Annotated in this window: 23 protein-coding genes and 1 pseudogene; 20 read left to right on the top strand and 4 right to left on the bottom strand. The window is 34.1% G+C overall.

The features are described from left to right. Positions 1-68 precede the first annotated feature (68 nt). The 20 genes from GBO31_RS01475 (at position 69) to GBO31_RS01380 (ending at position 12,173) form a co-directional block, all read left to right on the top strand. A complete protein-coding gene (locus GBO31_RS01475) occupies positions 69-2,135 on the top strand; it encodes a leucine-rich repeat domain-containing protein (RefSeq protein ID WP_219006536.1) in 2,067 nt (688 codons plus the stop codon). Positions 2,136-2,194: 59 nt separating this feature from the next. After that, entirely contained in the window at positions 2,195-2,395 is a 201-nt protein-coding gene (locus GBO31_RS01470) for a hypothetical protein (RefSeq protein ID WP_219006535.1), read from the top strand. A gap of 198 nt (positions 2,396-2,593) precedes the next feature. Then, the gene (locus GBO31_RS01465) at positions 2,594-3,112 is read left to right on the top strand and encodes a hypothetical protein (protein ID WP_219006534.1); all 519 of its coding nucleotides are present in this window, start codon (positions 2,594-2,596) and stop codon (positions 3,110-3,112) included. 2 nt (positions 3,113-3,114) lie between these two features. After that, a complete protein-coding gene (locus tag GBO31_RS01460) occupies positions 3,115-3,534 on the top strand; it encodes a hypothetical protein (RefSeq protein ID WP_219006533.1) in 420 nt (139 codons plus the stop codon). After that, positions 3,524-3,904: a hypothetical protein gene (locus tag GBO31_RS01455; protein WP_219006532.1), complete on the top strand. Its 381-nt coding sequence runs from the start codon at positions 3,524-3,526 to the stop codon at positions 3,902-3,904. Before GBO31_RS01460 ends, GBO31_RS01455 begins: the two co-directional genes overlap by 11 nt. A gap of 7 nt (positions 3,905-3,911) precedes the next feature. Further along, complete coding sequence (locus GBO31_RS01450) at positions 3,912-4,943, top strand: RHS repeat domain-containing protein (RefSeq protein ID WP_219006531.1); 1,032 nt, start codon at positions 3,912-3,914, stop codon at positions 4,941-4,943. 40 nt (positions 4,944-4,983) lie between these two features. Beyond that, complete coding sequence (locus GBO31_RS01445; protein ID WP_219006530.1) at positions 4,984-5,595, top strand: DUF6714 family protein; 612 nt, start codon at positions 4,984-4,986, stop codon at positions 5,593-5,595. A gap of 2 nt (positions 5,596-5,597) precedes the next feature. Further along, positions 5,598-5,828 (top strand): hypothetical protein, encoded by a 231-nt coding sequence (locus tag GBO31_RS01440; RefSeq protein WP_219006529.1) that lies wholly within the window; start codon positions 5,598-5,600, stop codon positions 5,826-5,828. Beyond that, positions 5,825-6,175, top strand: coding sequence for a hypothetical protein (locus GBO31_RS01435; protein ID WP_219006528.1), 351 nt, complete (start codon positions 5,825-5,827; stop codon positions 6,173-6,175). Before GBO31_RS01440 ends, GBO31_RS01435 begins: the two co-directional genes overlap by 4 nt. 2 nt (positions 6,176-6,177) lie before the next feature. Continuing rightward, entirely contained in the window at positions 6,178-6,489 is a 312-nt protein-coding gene (locus GBO31_RS01430; protein WP_219006527.1) for a hypothetical protein, read from the top strand. A 2-nt stretch (positions 6,490-6,491) separates the two neighbouring features. Further along, positions 6,492-6,794, top strand: coding sequence for a hypothetical protein (locus tag GBO31_RS01425; RefSeq protein WP_219006526.1), 303 nt, complete (start codon positions 6,492-6,494; stop codon positions 6,792-6,794). 3 nt (positions 6,795-6,797) lie between these two features. Continuing rightward, complete coding sequence (locus tag GBO31_RS01420; protein WP_219006525.1) at positions 6,798-7,097, top strand: hypothetical protein; 300 nt, start codon at positions 6,798-6,800, stop codon at positions 7,095-7,097. Between the two features lie 15 nt (positions 7,098-7,112). Beyond that, positions 7,113-7,772 carry a DUF2947 family protein gene (locus tag GBO31_RS01415; protein WP_219006524.1) on the top strand — a complete coding sequence of 220 codons (660 nt, stop codon included), beginning with the start codon at positions 7,113-7,115 and terminating at the stop codon, positions 7,770-7,772. 11 nt (positions 7,773-7,783) lie between these two features. Then, the gene (locus GBO31_RS01410; protein ID WP_219006523.1) at positions 7,784-8,359 is read left to right on the top strand and encodes a hypothetical protein; all 576 of its coding nucleotides are present in this window, start codon (positions 7,784-7,786) and stop codon (positions 8,357-8,359) included. A 90-nt stretch (positions 8,360-8,449) separates the two neighbouring features. Next, a complete protein-coding gene (locus GBO31_RS01405) occupies positions 8,450-8,956 on the top strand; it encodes a DUF6678 family protein (protein WP_219006522.1) in 507 nt (168 codons plus the stop codon). A 27-nt stretch (positions 8,957-8,983) separates the two neighbouring features. Beyond that, positions 8,984-9,466 (top strand): imm68 putative immunity domain-containing protein, encoded by a 483-nt coding sequence (locus GBO31_RS01400; RefSeq protein WP_219006521.1) that lies wholly within the window; start codon positions 8,984-8,986, stop codon positions 9,464-9,466. Between the two features lie 27 nt (positions 9,467-9,493). After that, the gene (locus GBO31_RS01395) at positions 9,494-10,054 is read left to right on the top strand and encodes a hypothetical protein (RefSeq protein ID WP_219006520.1); all 561 of its coding nucleotides are present in this window, start codon (positions 9,494-9,496) and stop codon (positions 10,052-10,054) included. Positions 10,055-10,059: 5 nt separating this feature from the next. Then, positions 10,060-10,758 carry a DUF6304 family protein gene (locus GBO31_RS01390; RefSeq protein WP_219006519.1) on the top strand — a complete coding sequence of 233 codons (699 nt, stop codon included), beginning with the start codon at positions 10,060-10,062 and terminating at the stop codon, positions 10,756-10,758. A gap of 15 nt (positions 10,759-10,773) precedes the next feature. Then, positions 10,774-11,202, top strand: coding sequence for a hypothetical protein (locus tag GBO31_RS01385; protein WP_219006518.1), 429 nt, complete (start codon positions 10,774-10,776; stop codon positions 11,200-11,202). Positions 11,203-11,213: 11 nt separating this feature from the next. Then, on the top strand, positions 11,214-12,173 hold the full coding sequence (locus GBO31_RS01380) for a hypothetical protein (protein ID WP_219006517.1): 960 nt from the start codon (positions 11,214-11,216) through the stop codon (positions 12,171-12,173). Positions 12,174-12,286: 113 nt separating this feature from the next. Here GBO31_RS01380 and GBO31_RS01375 read toward each other — a convergent pair whose 3' ends face one another. The 4 genes and pseudogenes from GBO31_RS01375 to GBO31_RS01360 form a co-directional block, all read right to left on the bottom strand. Next, positions 12,287-15,520: a C1q-like domain-containing protein gene (locus GBO31_RS01375; protein WP_219006516.1), complete on the bottom strand. Its 3,234-nt coding sequence runs from the start codon at positions 15,518-15,520 to the stop codon at positions 12,287-12,289. A 260-nt stretch (positions 15,521-15,780) separates the two neighbouring features. Continuing rightward, positions 15,781-17,892, bottom strand: a complete 2,112-nt coding sequence (locus tag GBO31_RS01370) for a hypothetical protein (protein ID WP_219006515.1) — start codon at positions 17,890-17,892, stop codon at positions 15,781-15,783. An 82-nt stretch (positions 17,893-17,974) separates the two neighbouring features. After that, positions 17,975-21,826: a WD40/YVTN/BNR-like repeat-containing protein gene (locus GBO31_RS01365; protein WP_219006514.1), complete on the bottom strand. Its 3,852-nt coding sequence runs from the start codon at positions 21,824-21,826 to the stop codon at positions 17,975-17,977. A 229-nt stretch (positions 21,827-22,055) separates the two neighbouring features. After that, positions 22,056-22,427 (bottom strand): annotated as a pseudogene (locus tag GBO31_RS01360) (hypothetical protein); the annotation flags it as partial.

Raw genomic sequence — 22,427 nt, 5'->3', positions numbered from 1 at the left:
ATACATATCTGAAGATGAGAAAAATAAAATTAACGGATTTCATCAATTAATATTTAATGAATATAATAATGAGGAAGAATAGTATGGAAAAACTTAAAAACATAGAAGAAGCACTCGGCATAATATTTGAAAAGCATGATTATAATAAAGAGCAAACCAATACCTACGAATATTTTGAACATGCTAAGAGGATAACTACGTTAACCATTCACAATATAAGCATTGAAAATCTGGATCTCTTTTTGCCTTTAGTAAAAGAAGTATCTAGGTTAACCTTTGTCAATTGTACGATTAAGGATATTAGTGACCTCATCAAATTCGAGTTGTTATATGAGTTTACTTTAGATAATGTTACCATTGAAAATAAAGAGCAACTATACCATAACAGGAGTTGCATTCATGATTACGATGGTAATTTGAAACATATTAACATTAAAAATATGACTATTGATCATCTTGCTGTACTACAACCCATGGCAAAAAAGATTGATCATATTTTTATAACGAATTGTATCATCCGTAATTTTTATGAAATCAATCTTTTTCCAAAGCTATACGATTTACGATTAACTGGAGTAACTATTGAACAATCGGAACATGATATCATTCATACGTCAAAACCAGATCGAAATTTTATCAGGATTATACTAAGCAATATGACCTTTGATATCATAGATTTATTTTTACCCATATCAGAAAATGTACAACATATTGGTTTAAATAATTGTACCATTAATTCAATTAAAAATATATCTCAATTTTCTAAGCTAGAGCGTTTAGATATCGATGCTGGGACTATGATAAAAGACCAACAACTTTCCCAAGATAACTCAAACACATTTACTATAAATTATTGTACAATTGGTGAGGAAAGATCTCGTACAAAAGCAAAAGTTAACTTACAAAATTTAGCATCGGTAGCACATTATATCAAGAGTCTAGAATTTCAGCAATACGTACCTAATAATATGGTGTTTTTACAACACTTTACCAAGCTCGAAAAATTGGATTTCGAATATAGTACTGTTAACATTGGTAATTTTATACCCATAGCACCTCAAATAAATGAACTGTATTTTAATCAATCAGAATTAAAAGAGTCGGAACATTTAAAAGCGTTTACGGGATTAGAAACAATAACATTTTTCACGAATCCACATGAAAAAGGATTGATTGATTTAAAAAAACTTTTACCCTTAAAACATCAACTAAAAAAACTAAAGATAGATGAAGATGAAGTGAAAAACATTTCATGTATCAAAGAATTCACAGCATTAGAATCTTTAGATATCACAGTAACCTCTATTGAACAAGCAAAAAATATTCTAGCATTTAAAACCCTTAAAAGATTACGATTATTCATAGATATTGAACCTGAACCCAAAGATACTATAACACTAGATATTAGCGCATTAACAAACTTAGAGACATTAGAATTTTGGTGTTATTTTTCTATTGAATTTAAAGGTATAGAACATCTCCAACAATTAAAAAACTTTACGCTTTACGGTAATTTAAAAAATACGAGATTAGACATCTTGCATAATCTAACGTATTTACGATTAGATGAAGATACGCACATCAATCAAGTGGGTCCTATAAAATCTTTAAAAACATTAGTGCTAGAAGGATCAGATGACACTGAGATTATTACTTTAGAGCAATTTCCTAATGTGGAGAATGTAAAGATTAGCGGAATTTCTAAAATCAATTTAGGCAAACTAAATACACYCAAAGTTTTAGTAGTACAATGTGATTTAAATGTAGCAGACACAGCATTTTTTGACGGTATACCTAATCTTGAAAAGCTTGACTTAAGTTGTTGCAATATGACTCATTTACAAAATCTCGAAAAGCTGACAAACCTAAAAGTATTGGACCTTTCAGAAAATGGTAGCATAGAAAATATAGAGGGCTTAAAAGACCTTAAAAAATTAGAACAGCTTAATTTATATAGCAATAAAATTTCAGATATAAGTATATTAAACACACTCCCTGATTTAAAAGAAGTCAATTTAGCAGGTAACGGTTTGGAAAAAAAAGAATACCTATTACAACTAAAAAAACCAGAAATAGCTATTTTTTATGGGTTACCTTATATTCCTTTTCGGGTATGGGAAGATCAATATTTTTAATTATAAGTAAGACTAATAGTAAATACTATTTTTCCAGAAAACACTAAATCAAAAAACAAATGAAGCAATTACATAAAGGTGATTTTGTCAAAGTAGGAAACGATATTGGAGTAATTGTTGCTATTGAAGGTGAAAATAATATCCCTATTGACCATTTAGGTATATGGTATGGGGAGAAAAATGATCTCGGCAATCCTAAGTATAGAACAGTACCTGCTGAATACTGCGAAAAAACAACATCAGCTGAAAGTTACCATTAGTATGCACAGTGAATGCTACTTTTTTAGAAATAGATTACCTACTATTTTTTAATTCAGCAGAATCATTATCCTGAATTATAATAGGATCTCAATCTGCAGATATCAATTCATACTCAGCGAATATGGATTGACTATTTCATCTATACCTATCCTATTGTTAACTTAGTACAAAAGAATAATACTGATGCTTTAAGAAACATGCAATTACCAACACCCATAGACATAGATCTGTTAGAGTTTTTTAAAACTGGAAAATTCGATTGTTTACAATTAGGACAAACCAAAGAATGGATTATCCATAATTTTCCAGATCCCGATGATTATGACTTAGACTTCCTAACGGAAAAAGTAAACATTTGGACGTATGGAGGTATCGAGCTACATTTTAAAAACAAAGAATTGTATCTCATATTTTCTGACCATTGGTATGAAGGTAAATTAGAAAGTAGTCATCAAATACAACTTAACAAATGGGTTTTTGAAGATATCGATAAACTAAATCTTATGTATATGATTAGCGAACTAAATCGTCACAATATTGACTTTAAAAAGAAAACAGATGTACTGGGAGTATTGTTACGATTAGATAGTGGTATAGAATTGACTTTTGATAATGTAGATGATATAGAAGATTTAGATACTAATGATTTTCATTTGACATCATTTAGCTTGGTAGCCGAAAATCCATATCGCTGGAGAAAGCAAAAACAAAAGTAATTATGAATATCAGAGAACGCTATAAAGAGATCATCAACGGAATGAAATCCGAAGATCAATTAGTACAATGGGAAACCATGGTAAAATGGTGTTCGCTATGGATTAAAGTTGAAAATAAAAAGCTTCAACCTTTATTAGATCTGATATATACGTTTAAAACCTTAGGGTTTTGGAATATGTATTACCCAAGTCAATCGCATTATGCGTTAGGGCTTTCATTAGGTAAAAATTATGACGAAAGATGCCGTTTGCCAATGGTATATATTTACTATAATTCAACAGATCATCAGTTTGCCAYTCAGTATCAAAAAGTACAAGCCGGAGAAACCATAAGAGAAGTGTATGGTACGCAACTTTCCTCTATAGAATTTCAAAAAATAACAGATTGGTTAACTAGCAAAAAAGAAAATAATGAAGTTTAAACTACTTACGATCATATTCGGAATTTCAACCATACTATTGGGACTCTTGGCTGGTTGGTTTTATCTAGACTTGAATGCTCATGCTAAAGTAGTTCAGGATAGAGAATTGACCATCACTAATTATCAAAAAGTGATCAACGCTATGGGAAGAAGTGGTACTATTTCGGTAGATCGATTAAAAAAAGAACTACAACTAGAGTTTAAGATCGATGATGAAATAGGATACAATGACTTTAGTAAAGAATATTATTATGCATTATTTCCAAAGGATCACAAAGTAAATTCTACAGGAATATGGGATTTTATGGGCCTAGAATTAATCCTTGATGATCAAAAAGAATTCAAAACGGTACAGATGTATAAACCCTGATATCATTATGACAAGAAATGTATTACATAAAATAAGTTTGATTCTTGTGCTATTGCTCGCTATTAATAGTACAGCTCAAAATGATATTGTACGTTTTGAAAACGATAGTATTGCTATAAAAAAGCAAAACGACTCTATTTACTTTTACAATCATCAGGGAGCATTACGGAAAATCATTAGCCTACAAAATAAAAAGTCTACACCTTATGGACTACCCAAAGAAGTAGAAGAAATTATCTATAGTGGTGAGATTATTGGAAGAATTGAAATTTCGGCAGAGACCTTCCCTACTTATTTATATACGCAAAGATATGTAGATGCCGGAATCGTACTTTGTTCCTTGAACGTTTACTACAATGAATTAGGGTTGAAAACAGGATATAAAGAAGTATGCCCTAATGATATTGCCAATGAAGATGAGTATCATTTTGGAGACAAAAATCTCTATAAATACAACAAACATGGGTTCTTAATAGAAACAGATGATACTGTATATGTATACAACGATAACGGACAATTAATTGAAAAAAAGAATCGAAACTATGGTACTAAAAAAGTGTATCGGATCTCTACATATGAATATAATGAGCATAAGTTAGTAAAGTGTATTATCCAGAAGATCAACTCTAATAAAGCTTATAATAAAACCAAAGTGCTAGCATATCAGTATAACGACAAAGGATTACTATCAGAAATTATACAAAGTAAGCGGAGTAAAATCATTTTAGAGTACAACGAACATAATCAAATCCATAAAGTAAGTGAAGTAAAAAAATGGAGTGATAAAGAGCGCAAACATACCTATCTAACCTATGATTATAATACCAACAATAGAATTAAAAAGATTGAAATTAATCATCGATCTAGTTACTCTGATCAAGATCTAGGCTTTACTTATGATGATACTGGTAATTTGATACAAGAAACATTGAATGAAAAAATCTTAGAAAGCTATCGGTATGATAGTAAGGGAAAACTAATTTCTATTGAACGAAACAAAAGATGGGGAGAAAATAAGATAGCTGTAAAATATGAATAGTTAGGTCAAATCAGTTTTTAAGATCTCAGCAATTAGTAGTATGGTTAAAAAAAATGAACTAATACATAAAATAAAACATGCTTTTAAGAATGTAAAGCTCGAAGATGGTATTGGTCTCTGGGAAGCACAAGGTCATGATGATCGATTAAGTGCTATGGAATGCCAAACGTTGAGAGCTAAAGATGAACTATCAGATTGGAATACTATCTCGATAAAAAGCCTATATGAATGTAGTAGCTCTTTATCTTTTTTTGATGCCAAAGGATTGCGATTTCATATCCCAAAATATCTATTATTAGCATTAGGTGTTTACAAAAATGAAGAAGATGATTTGATGAATCAAGAGATTATATCAATGAGCGACACACCAGATATAGATGATTTTTTACTATCCTTTACAACCATTTGTAAAGAAACTACGGATATCGAATATAGAAGATTTCACAAAGAGCGATTTTCTTTATTTACTAATGGGCAATTAAAATGCCTAGTAGGGTATCTTGAGTATAAAAAAATTGAATTAGAAGACCATTATAAAACAGATAAAGTCAAAGAATTAGGGTTGTTACCAATGGCAGTACAATATGATACTGATTATATAAAGCTGAATGAAGCGATCGCTTGTTGGATGAATGAATTTCAAATCAGATAAAAATGAATAAAAAGACTATAGGTTACATATTCATATGCATCATAGGATGTATTACAGCGTTCTGCATTTGGATGTATATCGAAAAAGCTAAGCTTCCATACGATGCAAACGGCACTTATTTTTCAGAAGAAGGTATCGTATATCATGAACAAGCAAAAGAAGTTTACGGGTTGCTATCCATTATTGGGTTACTCATAACTAGCATACTTCTATATAAATTGATCAAAAAATGATTAGTACAAAACAGATAACTCCATCATTACAAGCGCATCCAATATTGAGACATGCTACTTCTTTACTGGATAAATGGAAAGGCAAAGAAGCAAGATTATTTAATTTGACAGTAAACCATAGAAAACTACAATTAAAAATTAGTGAAAATCGATACATAGATGATATCCCCTATTTGGTAATTTCTATGCATGAACCTATTACAATGAATGGCTATTTTGATTGGGACAATGCCGATATAGAAATTCAGTTTGATAATGAAAAATACAAAGTATTAGACAGCAACAATCAAGTAGAAATTATTTGTCAAAATATTTCTATTACAGAATATCAAAATAAAAATCAGTAATCATGACAGCAGAAGAAGCTAAAAAATTAATCCATAAAGAATATAATTCGCAAAACGGATTAGACACCTTATTCAGAATGAGTGCTGATGTAGAAGAAAAACGAATTGAAAAATTCATAGAAGCCCTACAAGCTATAGAATACTATTATGCGGATAAAAAAACCATTTCAAAAGAATTGGTATATCAATTATTCAGTATGTATAATACCTTAAGAGCAAGTATGGGACATTGGAAAGTGGAACACCCAAAAGGTTTGGACAAAGATACCTGTTGGAAAATTTTTGATGGAATTCGAAATGTCTTTACTCGATAGGTATGGCATTGGATTTTCATAGATTAGATACGAATGAATATCTATTTGGAGTAAATGATACTGAATATGCCTACTTAGAATCTATATTTATAGAGTTTACGCAGCAAACTGGAATTTTTATAGATCCATATGGAGATACACAATTAAAAGTAACACATCTAAAAATGATCATTCAAATGATAGATACTAACCTTACTACTGAATCAAATATGGATAAAGAAAAGACCAAAGTCATTCAGGAGTTTAGAAGGAAGATTGCACATTTTTCGGATAAAGGAATAACACTAAAAGCTTTAGGAGATTAATTCATGGGGTTCGAATATAAAATAATAGCAAAGTTGCATCAGAAACAAATTTCTGAAGTCCAACAACTATTAGAACAGAACAACATATTTGATAAAAAATATGAATTTGACAATAAGCTGTATTGGGATTTCAGAAAGCCTGGCAACACAGGAAAGATGCCCAATATTAGTATCGCTTTTGAAAGTGATGGAATTTACATTTGTAGGCATGAAGGAGGTTTTATCTGGAAAAACCTGGAAGATATAAGAACATATATGGAGTCTGAAAATGTGAGTTATGAAATACTAGATTATCAAGAATAGTCAATTAAAGATTGTATGAGTATAGAAAAAATAAAACATATTCGAGATGCACTTCATATTGGTTTAAGCGAGGCAAAACAACTGCTTATAACGCATGGAACTGTAGAATCCGCAATAGAAAAGTGGAATGATCAGCAAGCTCAATTAATTGAAATCGAAAAAAACAAAAAATATATCAACTTTAGTGAATGGTTTTATATCAAAGAGTTTTTTATAGAATGCTCACAGCGGTTCTTTAATACAGATGATACCATTCCAAATAAAATAAAACCGCTATCTGAAAACTATGCTAAGCAACTGTGGAATACATATGTTTCTGAAAAACATCGTCATTTAATGATGGTAAAATCTGATGAAAATTGGAACATTACAAATGTCAAGTCTTTTGCACAAGAATGGAATTGGGGAACTAGTTGGAACCAAAATGAGTATTCAGCTTTTGAAAAACATGTAAAACATAGACTTGATTGGGAAGAGCATGATATTATCTACTTTTTTTGGGGAAGATATACTGCAGCAGAAATAAGTTGGAAGACTTTATATAAATACTGGATTCCATTTATGTACGAAGATGAAATGAATATAGTTGTAAACCCTAAAAATAAAAAGGTATTGATCATTGGAGTCAGCGGTAGTATAGGGATTGGAGAAAGAAAAGATACTCTCAAGATATGAAACTGTAGTATATGAAAAAAGGTTGTTTAATCGTATTAGTGGCTTCAACTGTTATTGTTGCCAGCATTATTAGTTATATTTTCATTTTTCCCGCCAAACCAGCCTCAGAGGAAAAAAGAAAAGAAATTCTTTTAACAGAATACAATAGTATAAAGGCTTCAGTACAGTTAAATAAATATGTAGAAATTCTTGAATTTCTAGAAATGAATAGATCCTTAATTTTAGATTCATTGACAGGAGATAGTGAAAATGACATCTTCTTAGATCTAAATTACTATAACCAAACAAGACCAAGTTTACCTATCAAATTACTTAATGAATTGTCTATGATAAATTCTATAAATAAAATTTACTATCAATTACAAATAACTAATGATCAAAAGTTCTTATTAACAAATAAAACTACAGACTATAATAATTATCTATATATAATACATAATTTACATAAAACAGACACTTCAACCAGTAATCGTCCTACAGTAGAGAAGTATATAAAAACCTTATATATTGATGATAAATTTCAATATACCATAATGATAAAAGATGCTTTTAATGATATTGATCCAAACAATTTTGCTCCGAATTAGGTAAAAACAATAACCAAACCTTGAACATTAATACTCCCAAGAAATAGCATCAATAAAGGAAGAATATTGATCGATTAGTAAAAGAAAACTATGATAAATCAAGATCAACATAATTTATACATATCCAAGGATGTATTGCATATGTCCGTATTCGAAAAATACAAGTATTTCACATCGAACGACAAAGATATTATAAAACTAAAGGAACAAGTAGCAACAATCGTAGCTAGTAAAAACCTATCTTCTGTAATGAATGACACCAAATGGTTAGCATTACAACAAGATATAGCAACGTTACCTTTTCCGCCTGCGTATAACGAAAAACTAATTCAGTGGGATAAGGCAAAGTTTACATTTAATGATTTTCCTAGTCCTCCAAAGTATCAAGGTGACTGGTCTAGTTTTTGGGAAGAAGGATTACCTATTTTTTTCACCATTGAATGGTTAGAAATAAGAGCAACCTATCAAATATTTCAAGGTCGTTTGGTATCACCAAAAATTTTAGATCAAACAGAAGAATTAAACCAATTGCTGCATAAATTGAATATCCCTTTTGAGCAAGAAAAAGATGTTTTTACCATTTATGGATATAAATAAAACCCACATAATAAAGAACGATTAGATATGATTGAAAAATGGAAAGATACCGCCTTTGGTTCTGACTTTGGAGGCGATTTTTTAGAGTTAGTAGAACAGATATCCAAAGATGATATCCTAACTTTAGATTTGATTTATAAGAATACAGATCTTAAAAAATATATCGATACACCAAGTTTACTCGAAGATCGAACAGATAATAACGTAATGTTCACCAATTCAAAGTACGAGCAGTATATTCATTTCGAAGATCTAATTATCGGGTTATCAGCTATAATTATTGAAGGCAAATCAAACGGATTGGTGGATCTAACCAAAGCTTATGGAACGACAACCATACAGACCGAATTCAAAATAGAAGAAGTAAAACCAATTTACACTGCCTTACAAACTATTTATAACAACCCTAATACATACGTTCTATTTGAAATGTGTTTGGACGAAGAACGAAAGGAAACTCTTAAGGATATTATGGAAATGTTGACCGCATTTGAAAAAATAGTAAAATAACACCCGAGTTTTAATTAAAGATGCACTATGATAAAATTTACGGAATGTTTAAATGATACTTGGGACTATTTTTTTCTTACAGATCCCGCCAATTTAGTACGTTTTAAACATGAGCATCATTTGGGTGACGATCTTATGAACGAATTTACTACGAATGAAAGTGCTGAAGTAGCAGTTCAAAAAGGAGTTATGATTCCGATGGGTGGTATTATAAATCAACCGTATACTATCTTTTTTAATATCGATAATGAACCTTCTATATTTACAAAAGATACAAGTTCGTTAGTATTCGAAAAAACAGGATACATCCTTGAAGTTATTCATAATGAAATTTGTGTAGTAACAGTACCCTATTTAAAGAATTGGACAAAAGATGGTGGTGTACATCGCTTAAAAGAAGCTACCGAATTAGGAGTTAGACAAAAAATACGAATAGCAAATGGCATCTATGCTATTACTATTTTAGGAGGTTTTACATTACAAGATGGTATTGAGGAAGCTACGTTCGAATTTCAGTGTAAAGCTGTTTCAGCAGACACACCTCATACCATAGAAGATATCGGTTTTCCTTTTATGATTGAAAAATAACAGTTATGAGACATTACAAAACTACATACCAAGATAAAAGAGGAACAGAACAGATCGTTATAAAATCCGATGGTAGTGAATTGATAACCACCATAAGAGATATCAATTTTGATGGACCTGATTTTGATCAATTAACTGCTGATAAAATTGATCATGAAAAATTCGATTATCAGATGTTTGCAGATGGTTCCGGAGATCTCACCAATTGTTCATTCTTGATTTCTATGCCCATAAAACTCTACAACACTAGCTCAAAAGAACTATTTGAGGAAAATCTAGAAGCATATATTGTAGTTGGTGATGATACTACCATAGACGGACTAGACCATGAATTGAATAGTTTGACATTACACACATCATTTGGGAAATTTACTGTAGAAAAGAAGTTAGAATGGATGGAAGACGCCTTAATAGCCTTACAGAACCAATTACCAGAACATATTTATATCAATACTTGTTTAAGTTGTAAATATTCGAATTATAGTCCTTACGGCAATGGTATGTTTGGTGGTATCTACTGTTTTAAAAAGATAAAAGAACAATTAATATCATTACATGACAAAACAGATTTGTTTAACATCTGGACAAAAGAGGCTATGGATCGAGGTGATATTTTTTCAGTTCAGGAAACTTTTGATTGCGAAGAACATCAGCTTTTAAGGGATAATGATTGGGTATATAAAAGCTGGACTAAAACAATTTAAATACTAGAATATACTATGAATTTGGAGATTATAGGAGAAAAAATAAACATAGACATTGATAACATAAGCAATGTGATGGATTTTGAAGTATCAACATCTTATGTACAATTCATTAAAGAGTATGGATATGGAGTTCTTTCTGAAAAAGTAGAATACCTGAATGTAATATCTCCTGATAAAGATTTTTTTGAGAATAATTTTATAAACGATATTGATCTATGGGAATGGAAAAACAGCCAGCAGAAAGATGCCATACTAGATAGTATGTTGATAGCACATACATTTGATGGTGAGCATGTATATCTGACAAACCACTCTTTTATGATTCTCCCTAGATTTAATGATCCAATCGAATTAGCCACTTTCGATGAAGTCCTTCAGTATTATATAGGTGTATATGATATGAAGGAAACTATCTTTTATAAACCTCATCAAGGATATTAAACCTATATACCATGGCAGCATTAGCATTTGTAAAAGAAAGTTTGTTTTATCAGGAAATCAACTCCTTAATACGAGAACAACTTCCTTTAATTAAAGAAGCTATTACTCCTGCATACGAACAAATTTTAGAAGAAAATGAATTTCATCATCCACTGCCTATTGAACATTATTTTGAATATGCAGCTTGGGGAGCAAATAGACAATGGCGACTAGAATTAGACTTTGATGATTACCAATGGTCTAATAGTACGATAAAACCTCATTTTTTAACAGCTCTGATTAGTATTGAAATTGGCAAGGAAGTTATCCATTTTAAATATCAGTTGTGCAGTTCTTTTAATGAAGGATTAGCACCTATGGAAACAGAAAAAATTRAACTTAACAAGTTAAACAATGATAATTTTGTAATTGAAAAAGTGGCCGAACTCAAACAGTTTTTAGAAGGTTTACCAGAAGCTTTTTTGAAAGAAACAGAACGAATAGACTTCAACGAATTAGAATATACCATGCACCCGAAAATACAAGAAAAATGGAAACAAGGATATTTGCCAGGATATGATGCCATCATTATGGGAGAAGGAGATATTATCATAGCAAATGCCTACAGTACTTATAACCCGAATAATGGTGAAACGAAACGCTATTGGTCTCCAACATGTGATACTACCTTAGAAAGTCTTGAAAAATATAATGATGATATCTGGGTTGAATGCGATATTTTTCATGGAGCGTTTGAATATCAAAATCAAAAATTTGTTTTTGGAGATGGAGGTATGGGTAATGAAGGATTTATTGCATCCACTTCCCTATCAGGAATCTTGAATTGGGCTATCTTTTTTACATTTTCAAATCCGATTTGTAAGGCAGAAATAAAAGAGGAACATTTAATCTGTTATGGAGATTCTGGTATTATCATTACCATTGATTTGAAGAATATTACCAAAATAAAAATCGAACTTCCCAAAGATTAGTTTTGATGATACGTGCTATTCAGAAAAATATCCTAAAACAAAAAAGTAGCTTGTTTCCAAGCTACTTTTCTTCAGAATAAAATATATAAAAGCTAACTAAATGTATCGACTATTTAAAATCTACTAATTAAGTATCCATTAAATCCACTTTCATCATTAATAGACCAAGAAGTATCAGAACTTGTATATATGATAACCGTTACTTTATCATTAGCATTCAACTTCATAACCCCACTTACATTCAATGTATGGTAATCAATTCCTTCAGCAGCTCCTTCTGCTTCTTCAATAGCATGTAAACCATTGTTTAAACTTGTAGTACCATTAACACCAAATAATAAACGAATATATCCTGTACTCACACCATCAAATCGCACTTGCGCATTAAACTGATAAAATCCGTCCACTGGTGCTGTAAATTCTCCTGTAGTCTCATTAAAGTGATTTCCATTATCAAATAAATTTTTTGGTAAGGATGCATCACTGGTTCTCCAACCAGATAAATTATTGAAACTTCCTGCACCTGATAGCACTTTAGTTCCATCTAAGTCAGCAGCAAAAGCAGGTAATCCTGTAATTGTTAATGCTGGTGTTGTTACGGTAGCGGCAGAAACATTAGAAGTCCATTGAGATCCTCCAGAACCATCACTAATCAATACTTGTCCGTTTGTTCCTCCAGCGGGTAGTTCGATCTCATTTGTAGGATCGTTATCAGCATCGTTTACCGCATCATTCACCCATGAATAGCCACCGCTACCATTGGTACGCAAGATTTGTCCGTTACTTCCTCCTGCTGGTAATTCAATTTCATTGGTAGGATCTGCATCCGGATCATTTGGGCTAAAAGCTGTCCAGGAAACATTTCCTGCTCCATCCGTACTCATCACTTGATTCGCAGTTCCATCTTGTGCTGGCAAGGTATATGCCGCACCAGAACCTGCATTATCTCCATCAATCGTTAAAGATCCATTTAACTGAGCATTTCCATTTTTTAAGATCGTTAAAGCATTTGATTTACTTGTTGAAGAGCTTCCGTTTCCTATTTCAAATAATGGATCTGTCGTTACCCAAGAATCTGCAGTTCCACCACCCACATTAAAACGTCCTAAAGCAAAAGAATTTTGTGCTTCTGCATTGGTAAAGAAACCAGTTGTGGTAGCATATACTCCTGAAGCAGTAGTTCCTCTTCCCAATGCCATAGATGCTCGTCCAGAGGCTGTTGAGCTATACCCAAGTGCCGTTGAGCTGCTTGCTGAAGCTGTATTACTTTCTCCAGCCGCAAAAGATCGATATCCTGAAGCTATATTACCATATCCTATTGCAGTTGCATAGTTATTGGTCGCTTGAACGGCATCTCCTATTGCAATAGAATTGCCAGCTGAAGCCACTACTCTTTGTCCTATTGCTACAGCATAGGTTCCAGTGGCACCACTATCTGTACTTGCAAATTCTGAAATACTTAAATCCACTGCATTATCTCCAATATTGCCATAAAACGCTGGATCTCTCCCTGCCAATCTCCATCCTGTATTACTACCTTCTGTTATCTGTTCTAATCCGGTACTAGCCACACTATTATTAATCCAAGACACATTTCCTGAACCATCCGTACTCATGATTTGATTGGCAGTACCATCTTGTGCTGGTAAAGTATATGCTGCTCCAGCACCTGCATTATCTCCATCAATCGTTAAAGATCCGTTTAATTGTGTGTTTCCGTTTTTACGCATCACTAAAGCATTACTTCTCACACCATCACTTGGCCCATTTCCGATAATAAACAAAGGATCCGTAGCTACATATCCAGAATCACTCCCATCTACATATTCACTAAATAATCCTACAGTATGTTGTCCATAACTTGTAGACTGCGTTCCTCGACCAATACCCACTGCATAAAATCCAGAAACACTATTATTTGCTCCTAATGCAACCGTAGAAGGACGAGATGCTAAATTGTTAAAACCTGTAGCGAAAGCATTTTCTCCTCCCGCATTGTTATACGTACCGAAAGATGTTGCTGCTATACCTTGAACTAAATTTCCTCGTCCCATTGCTACAGAAAATGACCCTGTATTTCCGGTATTCCAATCGCCTGTAAATCCATCGGAAGCTACAGCACTACCTGCTCTAAATGCCCCTTTACTTTTATCAAAATACATTCTAACATTATCAGCTGCGTTGTTTTCAATATCATCCAATTGTGAACTACCAAAAACAAAATCATCTGTTGCAATCGTTCCATTACTATTACTTGTCACATTTGCAGTTGTAGAAAATCCAGCAGTAGGAATTACAGGTTGATTGATCCAAGATACATTTCCTGAACCATCTGTACTCATGATTTGATTAGCRGCTCCATCTTGTGCCGGTAAAGTATAAGCATTACCACTACCTTGGTTATCACCATCAATCGTCAATTGACCATTTAAGGTTGTATTTCCATTTTTTAGCATTACCAAGGCATCACTTCTACTAGTTTCATCAAACCCATTACCAATTACGAACAAACGATCCGTAGGGACTTTTATTAATGCATTTCCAGCTTGAGCTGTATTTAAATATCCAATAGTGACTTGGCTTCTTGCCTCAGCAGTTAATCGCTCACCTGTGCTAAAAGTTCCAATACCCGTAATGGTATTGTTAGTACCAAAGGTTGCAGAAGTAGGACCAGTAATATTGTTTTGTGCTCCCATAGCAAACGATTGAAAAGCACTTACCGTATTTTGATTTCCAAAAGCTACAGATCGAGGTCCAACATTAGCATCATCCCACTCGGTGTTTTCTGCAAATCCAGCTCTAAAAGCTCCTTTACTCTTATCAAAAAACATTCTAATATTATCATCCATTGTATTGGTATCATCCGCTAATTGGGTACTACCAAATACAAAATCATCGGTAGCAATATCTCCAGAAGCATTACTAGTTACATTATTCGTAGTCTCAAATGTTTTATCTCCTGAGTTTGCCGCATATAAAGCATAGGGTACTTGTTGTAGTTTAGTAGTTCCTAAATTTACATACGTAGTTCCACCAGTTACGTCTACAGCAATACCAATCCATTGGTTTTGCTGACTCCAGTTTATAGTATTAAACGTATTAGCAGTAGTTCCGGTACCCACAGCCAAAGAAATGACTCCTTGTGCACTAGAGGTAATTGTATGTGTTTCGGTATACACCAAATTATCCGGCGCCACACCTTCAAAGATTTGTACTTGTACTCCAATGGATTGATTTACAATAGGATCTCCTGCAGCATCTCTCACCACTGCTTGATAATTAAAAGATTGCGAATACCCTAGTAGGCTAAAAAATAGTAGGATTAAAAAAGGGGTAGTTTTTTTCATTTGTATATATTTTATTTTTCTATAAATGTCAAATAGAATTCGCCAATACTAATTTTGGTGATATCACCTCATTGTTATGGCGCATTTCATTTATACATTATTTTGATAAACTTTTATTCGTTATTAAGAGTACAGCTAAGTCTGGATATACCCTATTTATTTTTTTACTCTTTATAAAAAAACCATCCCAATGGATCCAGGATGGCTTTTATAAACATTCATAGGGGTATGAATTAATTCTTTTTAAAGGCCTCTATTTTCTAATCTATTCTAAAGGAAATTCCGTCAAGAGATACCCAATTTTGTCCACCGTTATAAGCAGGCGCATTATAAATAACGGTTCCATTAGCTGCTACATCTATTCTCACAATTCCTGCCTCCGTAGAAACTGTAAAAATTCGTTGTTTCAAGGGTCTATATCCTAAAGGTAAGGTCAACATAATTTCTCCGGCATTAATTCCAGAGGTTTTACGTATTAAACCTCCTAAATACACACGACCATTATCCACATAATACCTGGCATCTTCAAAACCAGTACCGTGTGCAACACTATAGTTTTCCCATCCTGAACTAAATGTAGGACTTGAAACCGCTTCCAACCCATAGTCTATCCAACTAACATTTCCAGCTCCATCTGTAGTCATTACCTGATTGGCTGTTCCATCTTGTGCAGGTAAGGTATAAGATGTTCCTGTTCCCTGATTGTCTCCATCGATAGTTAATGAACCATTTAAAGTTGTATTCCCATTTTTCAATATTGTTAAAGCATCACTACGTGTTCCAGCAAGACTATTACCATTACCAATAACAAAGAGACGATCTGTAGCTACCCAATCGCTTTCATTTCCTGTAACGATTGTATTAGAAGCTCCTAATGTAATTTGTTCCCTAGATTCTGCAATAGTACTACGACCAATAGCCACAGACATTCTACCATTTGCAGAAGAACTAAAACCGATAGCTGTAGATTCCAAAGCCAAAGCATTTGCGAATGGTCCGATAGCAACAGAAGAAGCACCACTAGCTATTCCTTGTTGCCCAATCGCTACAGATAAATCACCTACATTGATATCGTCCCATTCTGTACTTAGTGTAGAACCAACTCTAAAAGCTCCTTTACTTTTGTCAAAAAACATTCTCCTATTATCATCATTTGTATTAGTATCATTTGCTAATTGTGTACTCCCGAATACAAAGTCATCGGTAGCAATATCTCCTACAATATTGCTGGTAACATTTGAAGTTGTTGAGAAGGCTTCACCCACTGCTGCCCAAGAGACATTTCCAGTACCATCTGTAGTCATTACCTGATTGGCTGCTCCATCTTGAGCAGGTAAGGTATAGGAGGTTCCTGAACCTTGATTGTCACCATCAATCGTTAAGGATCCGTTTAAAGTCGTATTTCCATTTTTGAGCATGACTAAAGCATTACTCTTATTTGAAAATGTTCCATTACCAACCACAAAAAGTCTATCCGCAGCGATAGGTGTTGTAAGGTTTCCATTGGCAATTGCATTGTAATACCCTATCGTAGTCTGCCCATAACTATTAGCTTCATTATTGGCTCCTAAAACAATAGAAAATAATGCATTTGATTTGTTTTCCACTCCCAAAGAACCTGCATAATCCCCAGCAACATTATTACCATTTCCCATGGCAAACCCAGTCTCTCCTGTTACTTGGTTAAATCTTCCTATAGATACCGCTCCCTCAGTAGTTGCTACTGGAGAAAGCCCCATAGCTACAGAACCAAAACCTACATTTGCGTCATCCCATTGATTTCCTATGCCTCCATCTTGTATATCATCAATTGTAATTCCTGCTCTAAACGCCGCTTTACTTTTATCAAAGAAAAAACGACTATCATCATCATTTGTTGTTGCATCATTATTTAACTGGGTTCCTCCAAAAACGAAATCATCAGTAGCAATTGTACCAGATGCATTACTCGTTACATTCGCTGTATTAGAAAACACTTGGTTTCCTGAACTAGCTGCATATAATGCATAAGGTACTTGCTGTAATTTACTAGTTCCTAAACTGGTATATGTAGTACCTCCCGTAATATCAACAGCAATACCAATCCATTGGTTTTGCTGACTCCAATTAACAGTATTAAAAGTATCTGAAGTTGTTCCCGTTCCAACAGGTAATGAAATCACTCCTTGAGCAGAGGAAGTTACCGTATGAGTTTCAGTATACACTACGGTATCAGGTGCAGCTCCTTCTAAAATCTGTACCTGAACACCAATCGATTGATTTACGATAGGCTCTCCTGTACTATTTCTTACAACAGCTTGATAGTTAAAAGATTGTGAAAAGCCTAACATGCTACAAAGCAGCAATATGACGAAAAGGGTATTTTTGTTCATTATAGAATTACTTTTTGTTTTCCTTATGTAGGTAATACAGGCATCTTCTCCTTTACCCTATTTTTATTTTAAAGATGGTCGTCTATTGTTCTCCTTTTCCCAGATTAGGATTCATCAGATTATTTACATCGGTATTTTGTATCTGGCCATTCATATCCATATCTGCCTTGTGATATCCACTATTACCTAATAGTTGTATTACCTGATTGATATCAGAATTTTGTATTTGCCCATTTTTGTCATAATCACCAGCTATCATAGCATATTTTCCATTATTTAGTAATACTACGGCATTAGCACCTCCTGTAATGGTTGAAGTATCTATACTTAAATTGACTGTTGTCGCAGTTGATGTTAAGGAGTATGGTGATTCTGAAATAATTCCTAAATGATTTCTATGGGTTATAGCTAAATAATAGTTTCCAGCCACCAAATCTAGTTTTAAGTCCTGGTTACCGTCAACCTCTACAATGTCTCCATCACGTTGCAACAAGGCAGAACGACTCGCTACAATAGTTGCTTGATTAGCGGCATCTCTAAACTCTAACCAAACCCAATCTACAATAGCATCAGGCCCAGTAGTAGTAAGCATGGATGAAGGTATAATCAAACCATCTGCATAAGGAGAGGTATTGGGTATAATTCCTGCAACTCTCAGATCATCTCGCATCAAATGCTCTTCTCCATTCAAAGGATTCATTGATGCTCCTTCTAAAAATACAACAGGTCGTATTCTGGAAGTAATATCTACACCTTCTATCACCAAATCATCGATCACCATTCCTTCCCAATTTAAATAGCTATCAGCATACAATCTAAATCGAAAAGAAATATGTTTTGCAGTTGTCAGGTCCGTTTCTCCATTTGCCGCATTAGCAGTAAAATCATACGCATACTGCCTAAGTGTAGTATTTCGACCGGTCCATTGTGCTCCTGGACATCCATAACAATCTCCATTGAAATTACTTCCGTCCAAATCACTATTATACCAATTCGGTTGACTTGTTTTCCGACCTAAAGTATTCCAGGTTTGTCCTCCATTGATTGTATATTCTACATTTCCCCAATCATAATTGGTTTCTAAATCAAATGCCATTTGAAATTTTAACACTGGATTTTGAATGGTTGTAAAATCAAAGCAATTAGTTACCAAAAATGCATTTGCGCTGAGAGGATAGTTTCCTGATAAATTGGTTCCATAGGCCCTAGTACCACTACTGCTAGCATTTAATCGATTTCCTGAAGGAACTCCTCGCTGCCAAACACCTCCTTGAACGATTAAATTATCTGAAGCCGTTTCAAAAGTATTTATCGTATTTAACACTCCTGTATCATTGATCGTAAATGTTTGTGAGCGTTGATTGTTCGCTGCATTTTCATCGTTGGCAGAATTGACATTTACCGTTAACTGATATGTTCCTGAGGGCAATTTTATTTCTGGAAGATCAATTGCTATTTCCTGATTAGAAAGCAACGTACCTGTCCAAGTCATTCCATCCGGAGTACCACCATCCACTGTATATGTAATATCAATAGCGTTTAGCGTATTGATTCCGTTATTTCGAACATTAATTTGAGGGTTGATACTTCCACAATTCGAGTCAGAAGTTTGAGGACTTACAATTTTAGCCAAACGAACATCTTCTTGCAGCAATTCTACAGGAATAGAAGTACGCCATATCCCTCGTCCATAAGTTCCGGCAGTTAATGTTTGGTCTTCGATATTGATTTCTAAATCTTCTATTTTGGTATTCGGTAATCCTTTCATAAAGGGTTCCCAAGTGTTACTGCTATCATCCAATCGGTATACTCCTAAATCAGTAGACACATATATAGGATTCAAAGAATGTTCTGGCTGGTGTACTATTTCTTCAGGGTATTCTGTTGCCACTGGAAAATTATACGTAATATCTGTCCACGTGCGTCCTCCATCTGTAGTCTTATGAATTCCTTTATTAGGGCCATTACCATCCGTAGTAATCCACATCACATCTGGATTTGTAGGATGAATAGCGATCCCTGCAATAGCATTCCCAACAGCATTGATCGTAAAATCAATAGTCTGACCACCATCCTTACTCACTCGTAAACTTTGATGACTGGAGGATACTATCCGGTTAGGGTCTGAAGGTGCAATTTCCATAACATCTGTATATCCCCCTAAAGAACCTACGAGCTCCCATGAATAATTGGTTCGGTTTAGTTTGAATAAATTACTCCAAGCAGCAAATACATCTCCATTAGCATCGGCAGATAAAGGTGGCACCCAAACTCCAGCTCCTGCATTGGATGGTCGATATACACGAGCCAACTGACCGTCTCCACGATTAGAAACATATAAAATATCACCGTTTTGTATAAGACCATAATACATATTATCATCGGTAGGAGTAATTAGTGCATTTACTCCATCTCCTGGATGATAGGCTCTGTATTCTCCATTAACACCTACTCCAAAACCACCATTATCTTGTAATCCTCCTGCAATATTTCCTGGATTACCTTGAGCCACAGCTACATTAAAAAACTCACCGATTTGTAAATCTTGGTAGTGTGGGGTAAAGTTTGTTCCTCCATCTGAACTGGAATAGATTCCTCCATCCGAAACTACAAATACCTTGCCTCCTACAACTCGAATTCCATGAATATCCGCATGTGTATAGGCTTCCGTTAACTGATCCCAGCGGTTTAATTTGTCCCATGATTGGCCTCCATTAGTAGATTTCCAAACATCCATCACCCCTGTATAAAGTTCATTTGGATTGGTATCCGAAACACCCATTGCGAAATTGTACCAGACCTGACTGTTACCAATCAAACTGCCAGCTCCCTCTTCCCTTGTAGAGAACGTTTGTCCACTATCGGTTGAACGATAAATACCATGCCATCTCTCATTATTGGCATCCGAACTAAAAATATATACATAATTTGAATCTGCTGGTGTAACATCAATCACCATTCTGCGAACATTGGTAGGAACACCGCTGGTGACTTGTGTAAAGTTTACACCTCCATCTGCAGAGCGGTAAAAAGCTGTAGGACTTACACAATAGATAACGCTAGCATCTCCTGGTTTTAGGCGCAAATCTCTAATATTATTACCATTAAGTGTTTGAGACCAGGTAACTCCCGCATCTGAAGAAGTAAAAACTCCTTGATTAGAAGCACATACTAACTTATTGGAGTTATTAGGGTCTATAAACAATTCGCTTAATTGGGTAACATTTCCGAGAGTATTTACATTTAATCCTGTTGGATTCCAAGTCACACCTCCATCTGTTGATTTCATCACTCCAATCGTAGGTGTTTGATCAGCATCATCATCTCCTGTAGCAATATAAATAATATTCGAATTGTTATAATCAACTGCAATTGCCGAAACCCCTACTCTAGGTAATTCATCAGTCATAGGACTCCAATTACCTCCATCGTTTGTTGATTTCCAAAGTCCTCCATTAGGTGAGCCTACATACCAGATATTAGGGTTATTTGGATCTATGGTTACAGCATTTAGGCGTCCTTGTCCAGCAGGTTGCGCATTGGCTTGTACATGATTATTAGGACCAATAGGTTGCCAATTACTCAAATCTGTCATCAAAGCACCTCTAACAGACGCCTTACTTTTGTTACTACTAAAAAGTTTTTTTGCTTCCCAGGCTTCCCAAATTTCCTTCCCTGTGGGAAGACTTCCGTCAGATTTTACTCTTCTTCTCCATAATTGCTCCCATCGTTTAAATGGTTTATAACCACTTCCTTTAGCATCTTTATCGTTGGTTTTCCAATAGGTTTCGAAGGCCTGTTGTACATCAGCAAACGTAGGTTTTCCTGAGCTTTTCTTTTGTAGTATTTGCTTCATCCAAGGCGCTTCAGAATTGAATTGAGCCATCACCATCGTACAGCTCAATAACATGATAAGTAAAGCTATTTTCTTCATAGGTTTATTGTTTGGGGGAAAGCCTTTTTACTGAAGCTAAAAAAGGGTATTGGTACAAGCAATAAAAAGACATTTACTATTTGAGGGGATTGTATTTACATTACAGCGAAGTTTGTGATTCTCTTTAAAGCAAATAATGGATTAGAAAATGAAATGCCTTCTACATATCTACCTCAGGAAGATACTTTGACTGATTCAAATTTTCTAATCCATTATTTATGTTACGTATCTAAAATTGCTCTCCTTTTCCAAGGTTGGCATTCATTACATTGTTGATATCTGTATTTTGAATTTGACCATTCATATCCATATCCGCTAAGGAATATCCAGACCCTCCAAGCAATAGCACTACTGCATTGACATCCGAATTTTGTATCTGACCATTTTCATCAAAATCACCACCTAACATTGCAAATACTCCAGTACCTAAGTCCACTACAGCGTTTCCTCCTCCTTGCGTTACCGTAGTGGATGCACTAAAATCTAAGGCAGTAACCGTAGATGATAATGCTACTGTATTGGCAGAAAGAATTGCTAAATGATTACGATGTGAAACCATTACGTAGTAATCATCAGCAGCTACTTCGAACTCAAGATCCGA

The organism is Aquimarina litoralis, assembly GCF_019295435.1.
In the GTDB taxonomy this organism is placed as follows: domain Bacteria; phylum Bacteroidota; class Bacteroidia; order Flavobacteriales; family Flavobacteriaceae; genus Aquimarina; species Aquimarina litoralis_A.
The sequence above is the reverse complement of the archived record's forward strand: the minus strand, read 5'-3'. Positions and strand labels throughout refer to the sequence as shown.

What these genes read in the sequence shown, in the direction of transcription:
- GBO31_RS01470 (WP_219006535.1), top strand. Translation starts at nt 2,195, where the DNA reads ATGAAGCAATTACATAAAGGTGATTTTGTCAAAGTAGGAAACGATATT.
- GBO31_RS01465 (WP_219006534.1), top strand. Translation starts at nt 2,594, where the DNA reads ATGCAATTACCAACACCCATAGACATAGATCTGTTAGAGTTTTTTAAA.
- GBO31_RS01455 (WP_219006532.1), top strand. Translation starts at nt 3,524, where the DNA reads ATGAAGTTTAAACTACTTACGATCATATTCGGAATTTCAACCATACTA.
- GBO31_RS01450 (WP_219006531.1), top strand. Translation starts at nt 3,912, where the DNA reads ATGACAAGAAATGTATTACATAAAATAAGTTTGATTCTTGTGCTATTG.
- GBO31_RS01445 (WP_219006530.1), top strand. Translation starts at nt 4,984, where the DNA reads ATGGTTAAAAAAAATGAACTAATACATAAAATAAAACATGCTTTTAAG.
- GBO31_RS01440 (WP_219006529.1), top strand. Translation starts at nt 5,598, where the DNA reads ATGAATAAAAAGACTATAGGTTACATATTCATATGCATCATAGGATGT.
- GBO31_RS01435 (WP_219006528.1), top strand. Translation starts at nt 5,825, where the DNA reads ATGATTAGTACAAAACAGATAACTCCATCATTACAAGCGCATCCAATA.
- GBO31_RS01430 (WP_219006527.1), top strand. Translation starts at nt 6,178, where the DNA reads ATGACAGCAGAAGAAGCTAAAAAATTAATCCATAAAGAATATAATTCG.
- GBO31_RS01425 (WP_219006526.1), top strand. Translation starts at nt 6,492, where the DNA reads ATGGCATTGGATTTTCATAGATTAGATACGAATGAATATCTATTTGGA.
- GBO31_RS01420 (WP_219006525.1), top strand. Translation starts at nt 6,798, where the DNA reads ATGGGGTTCGAATATAAAATAATAGCAAAGTTGCATCAGAAACAAATT.
- GBO31_RS01415 (WP_219006524.1), top strand. Translation starts at nt 7,113, where the DNA reads ATGAGTATAGAAAAAATAAAACATATTCGAGATGCACTTCATATTGGT.
- GBO31_RS01410 (WP_219006523.1), top strand. Translation starts at nt 7,784, where the DNA reads ATGAAAAAAGGTTGTTTAATCGTATTAGTGGCTTCAACTGTTATTGTT.
- GBO31_RS01405 (WP_219006522.1), top strand. Translation starts at nt 8,450, where the DNA reads ATGATAAATCAAGATCAACATAATTTATACATATCCAAGGATGTATTG.
- GBO31_RS01400 (WP_219006521.1), top strand. Translation starts at nt 8,984, where the DNA reads ATGATTGAAAAATGGAAAGATACCGCCTTTGGTTCTGACTTTGGAGGC.
- GBO31_RS01395 (WP_219006520.1), top strand. Translation starts at nt 9,494, where the DNA reads ATGATAAAATTTACGGAATGTTTAAATGATACTTGGGACTATTTTTTT.
- GBO31_RS01390 (WP_219006519.1), top strand. Translation starts at nt 10,060, where the DNA reads ATGAGACATTACAAAACTACATACCAAGATAAAAGAGGAACAGAACAG.
- GBO31_RS01385 (WP_219006518.1), top strand. Translation starts at nt 10,774, where the DNA reads ATGAATTTGGAGATTATAGGAGAAAAAATAAACATAGACATTGATAAC.
- GBO31_RS01370 (WP_219006515.1), bottom strand. Translation starts at nt 17,892, where the DNA reads ATGAACAAAAATACCCTTTTCGTCATATTGCTGCTTTGTAGCATGTTA.
- GBO31_RS01365 (WP_219006514.1), bottom strand. Translation starts at nt 21,826, where the DNA reads ATGAAGAAAATAGCTTTACTTATCATGTTATTGAGCTGTACGATGGTG.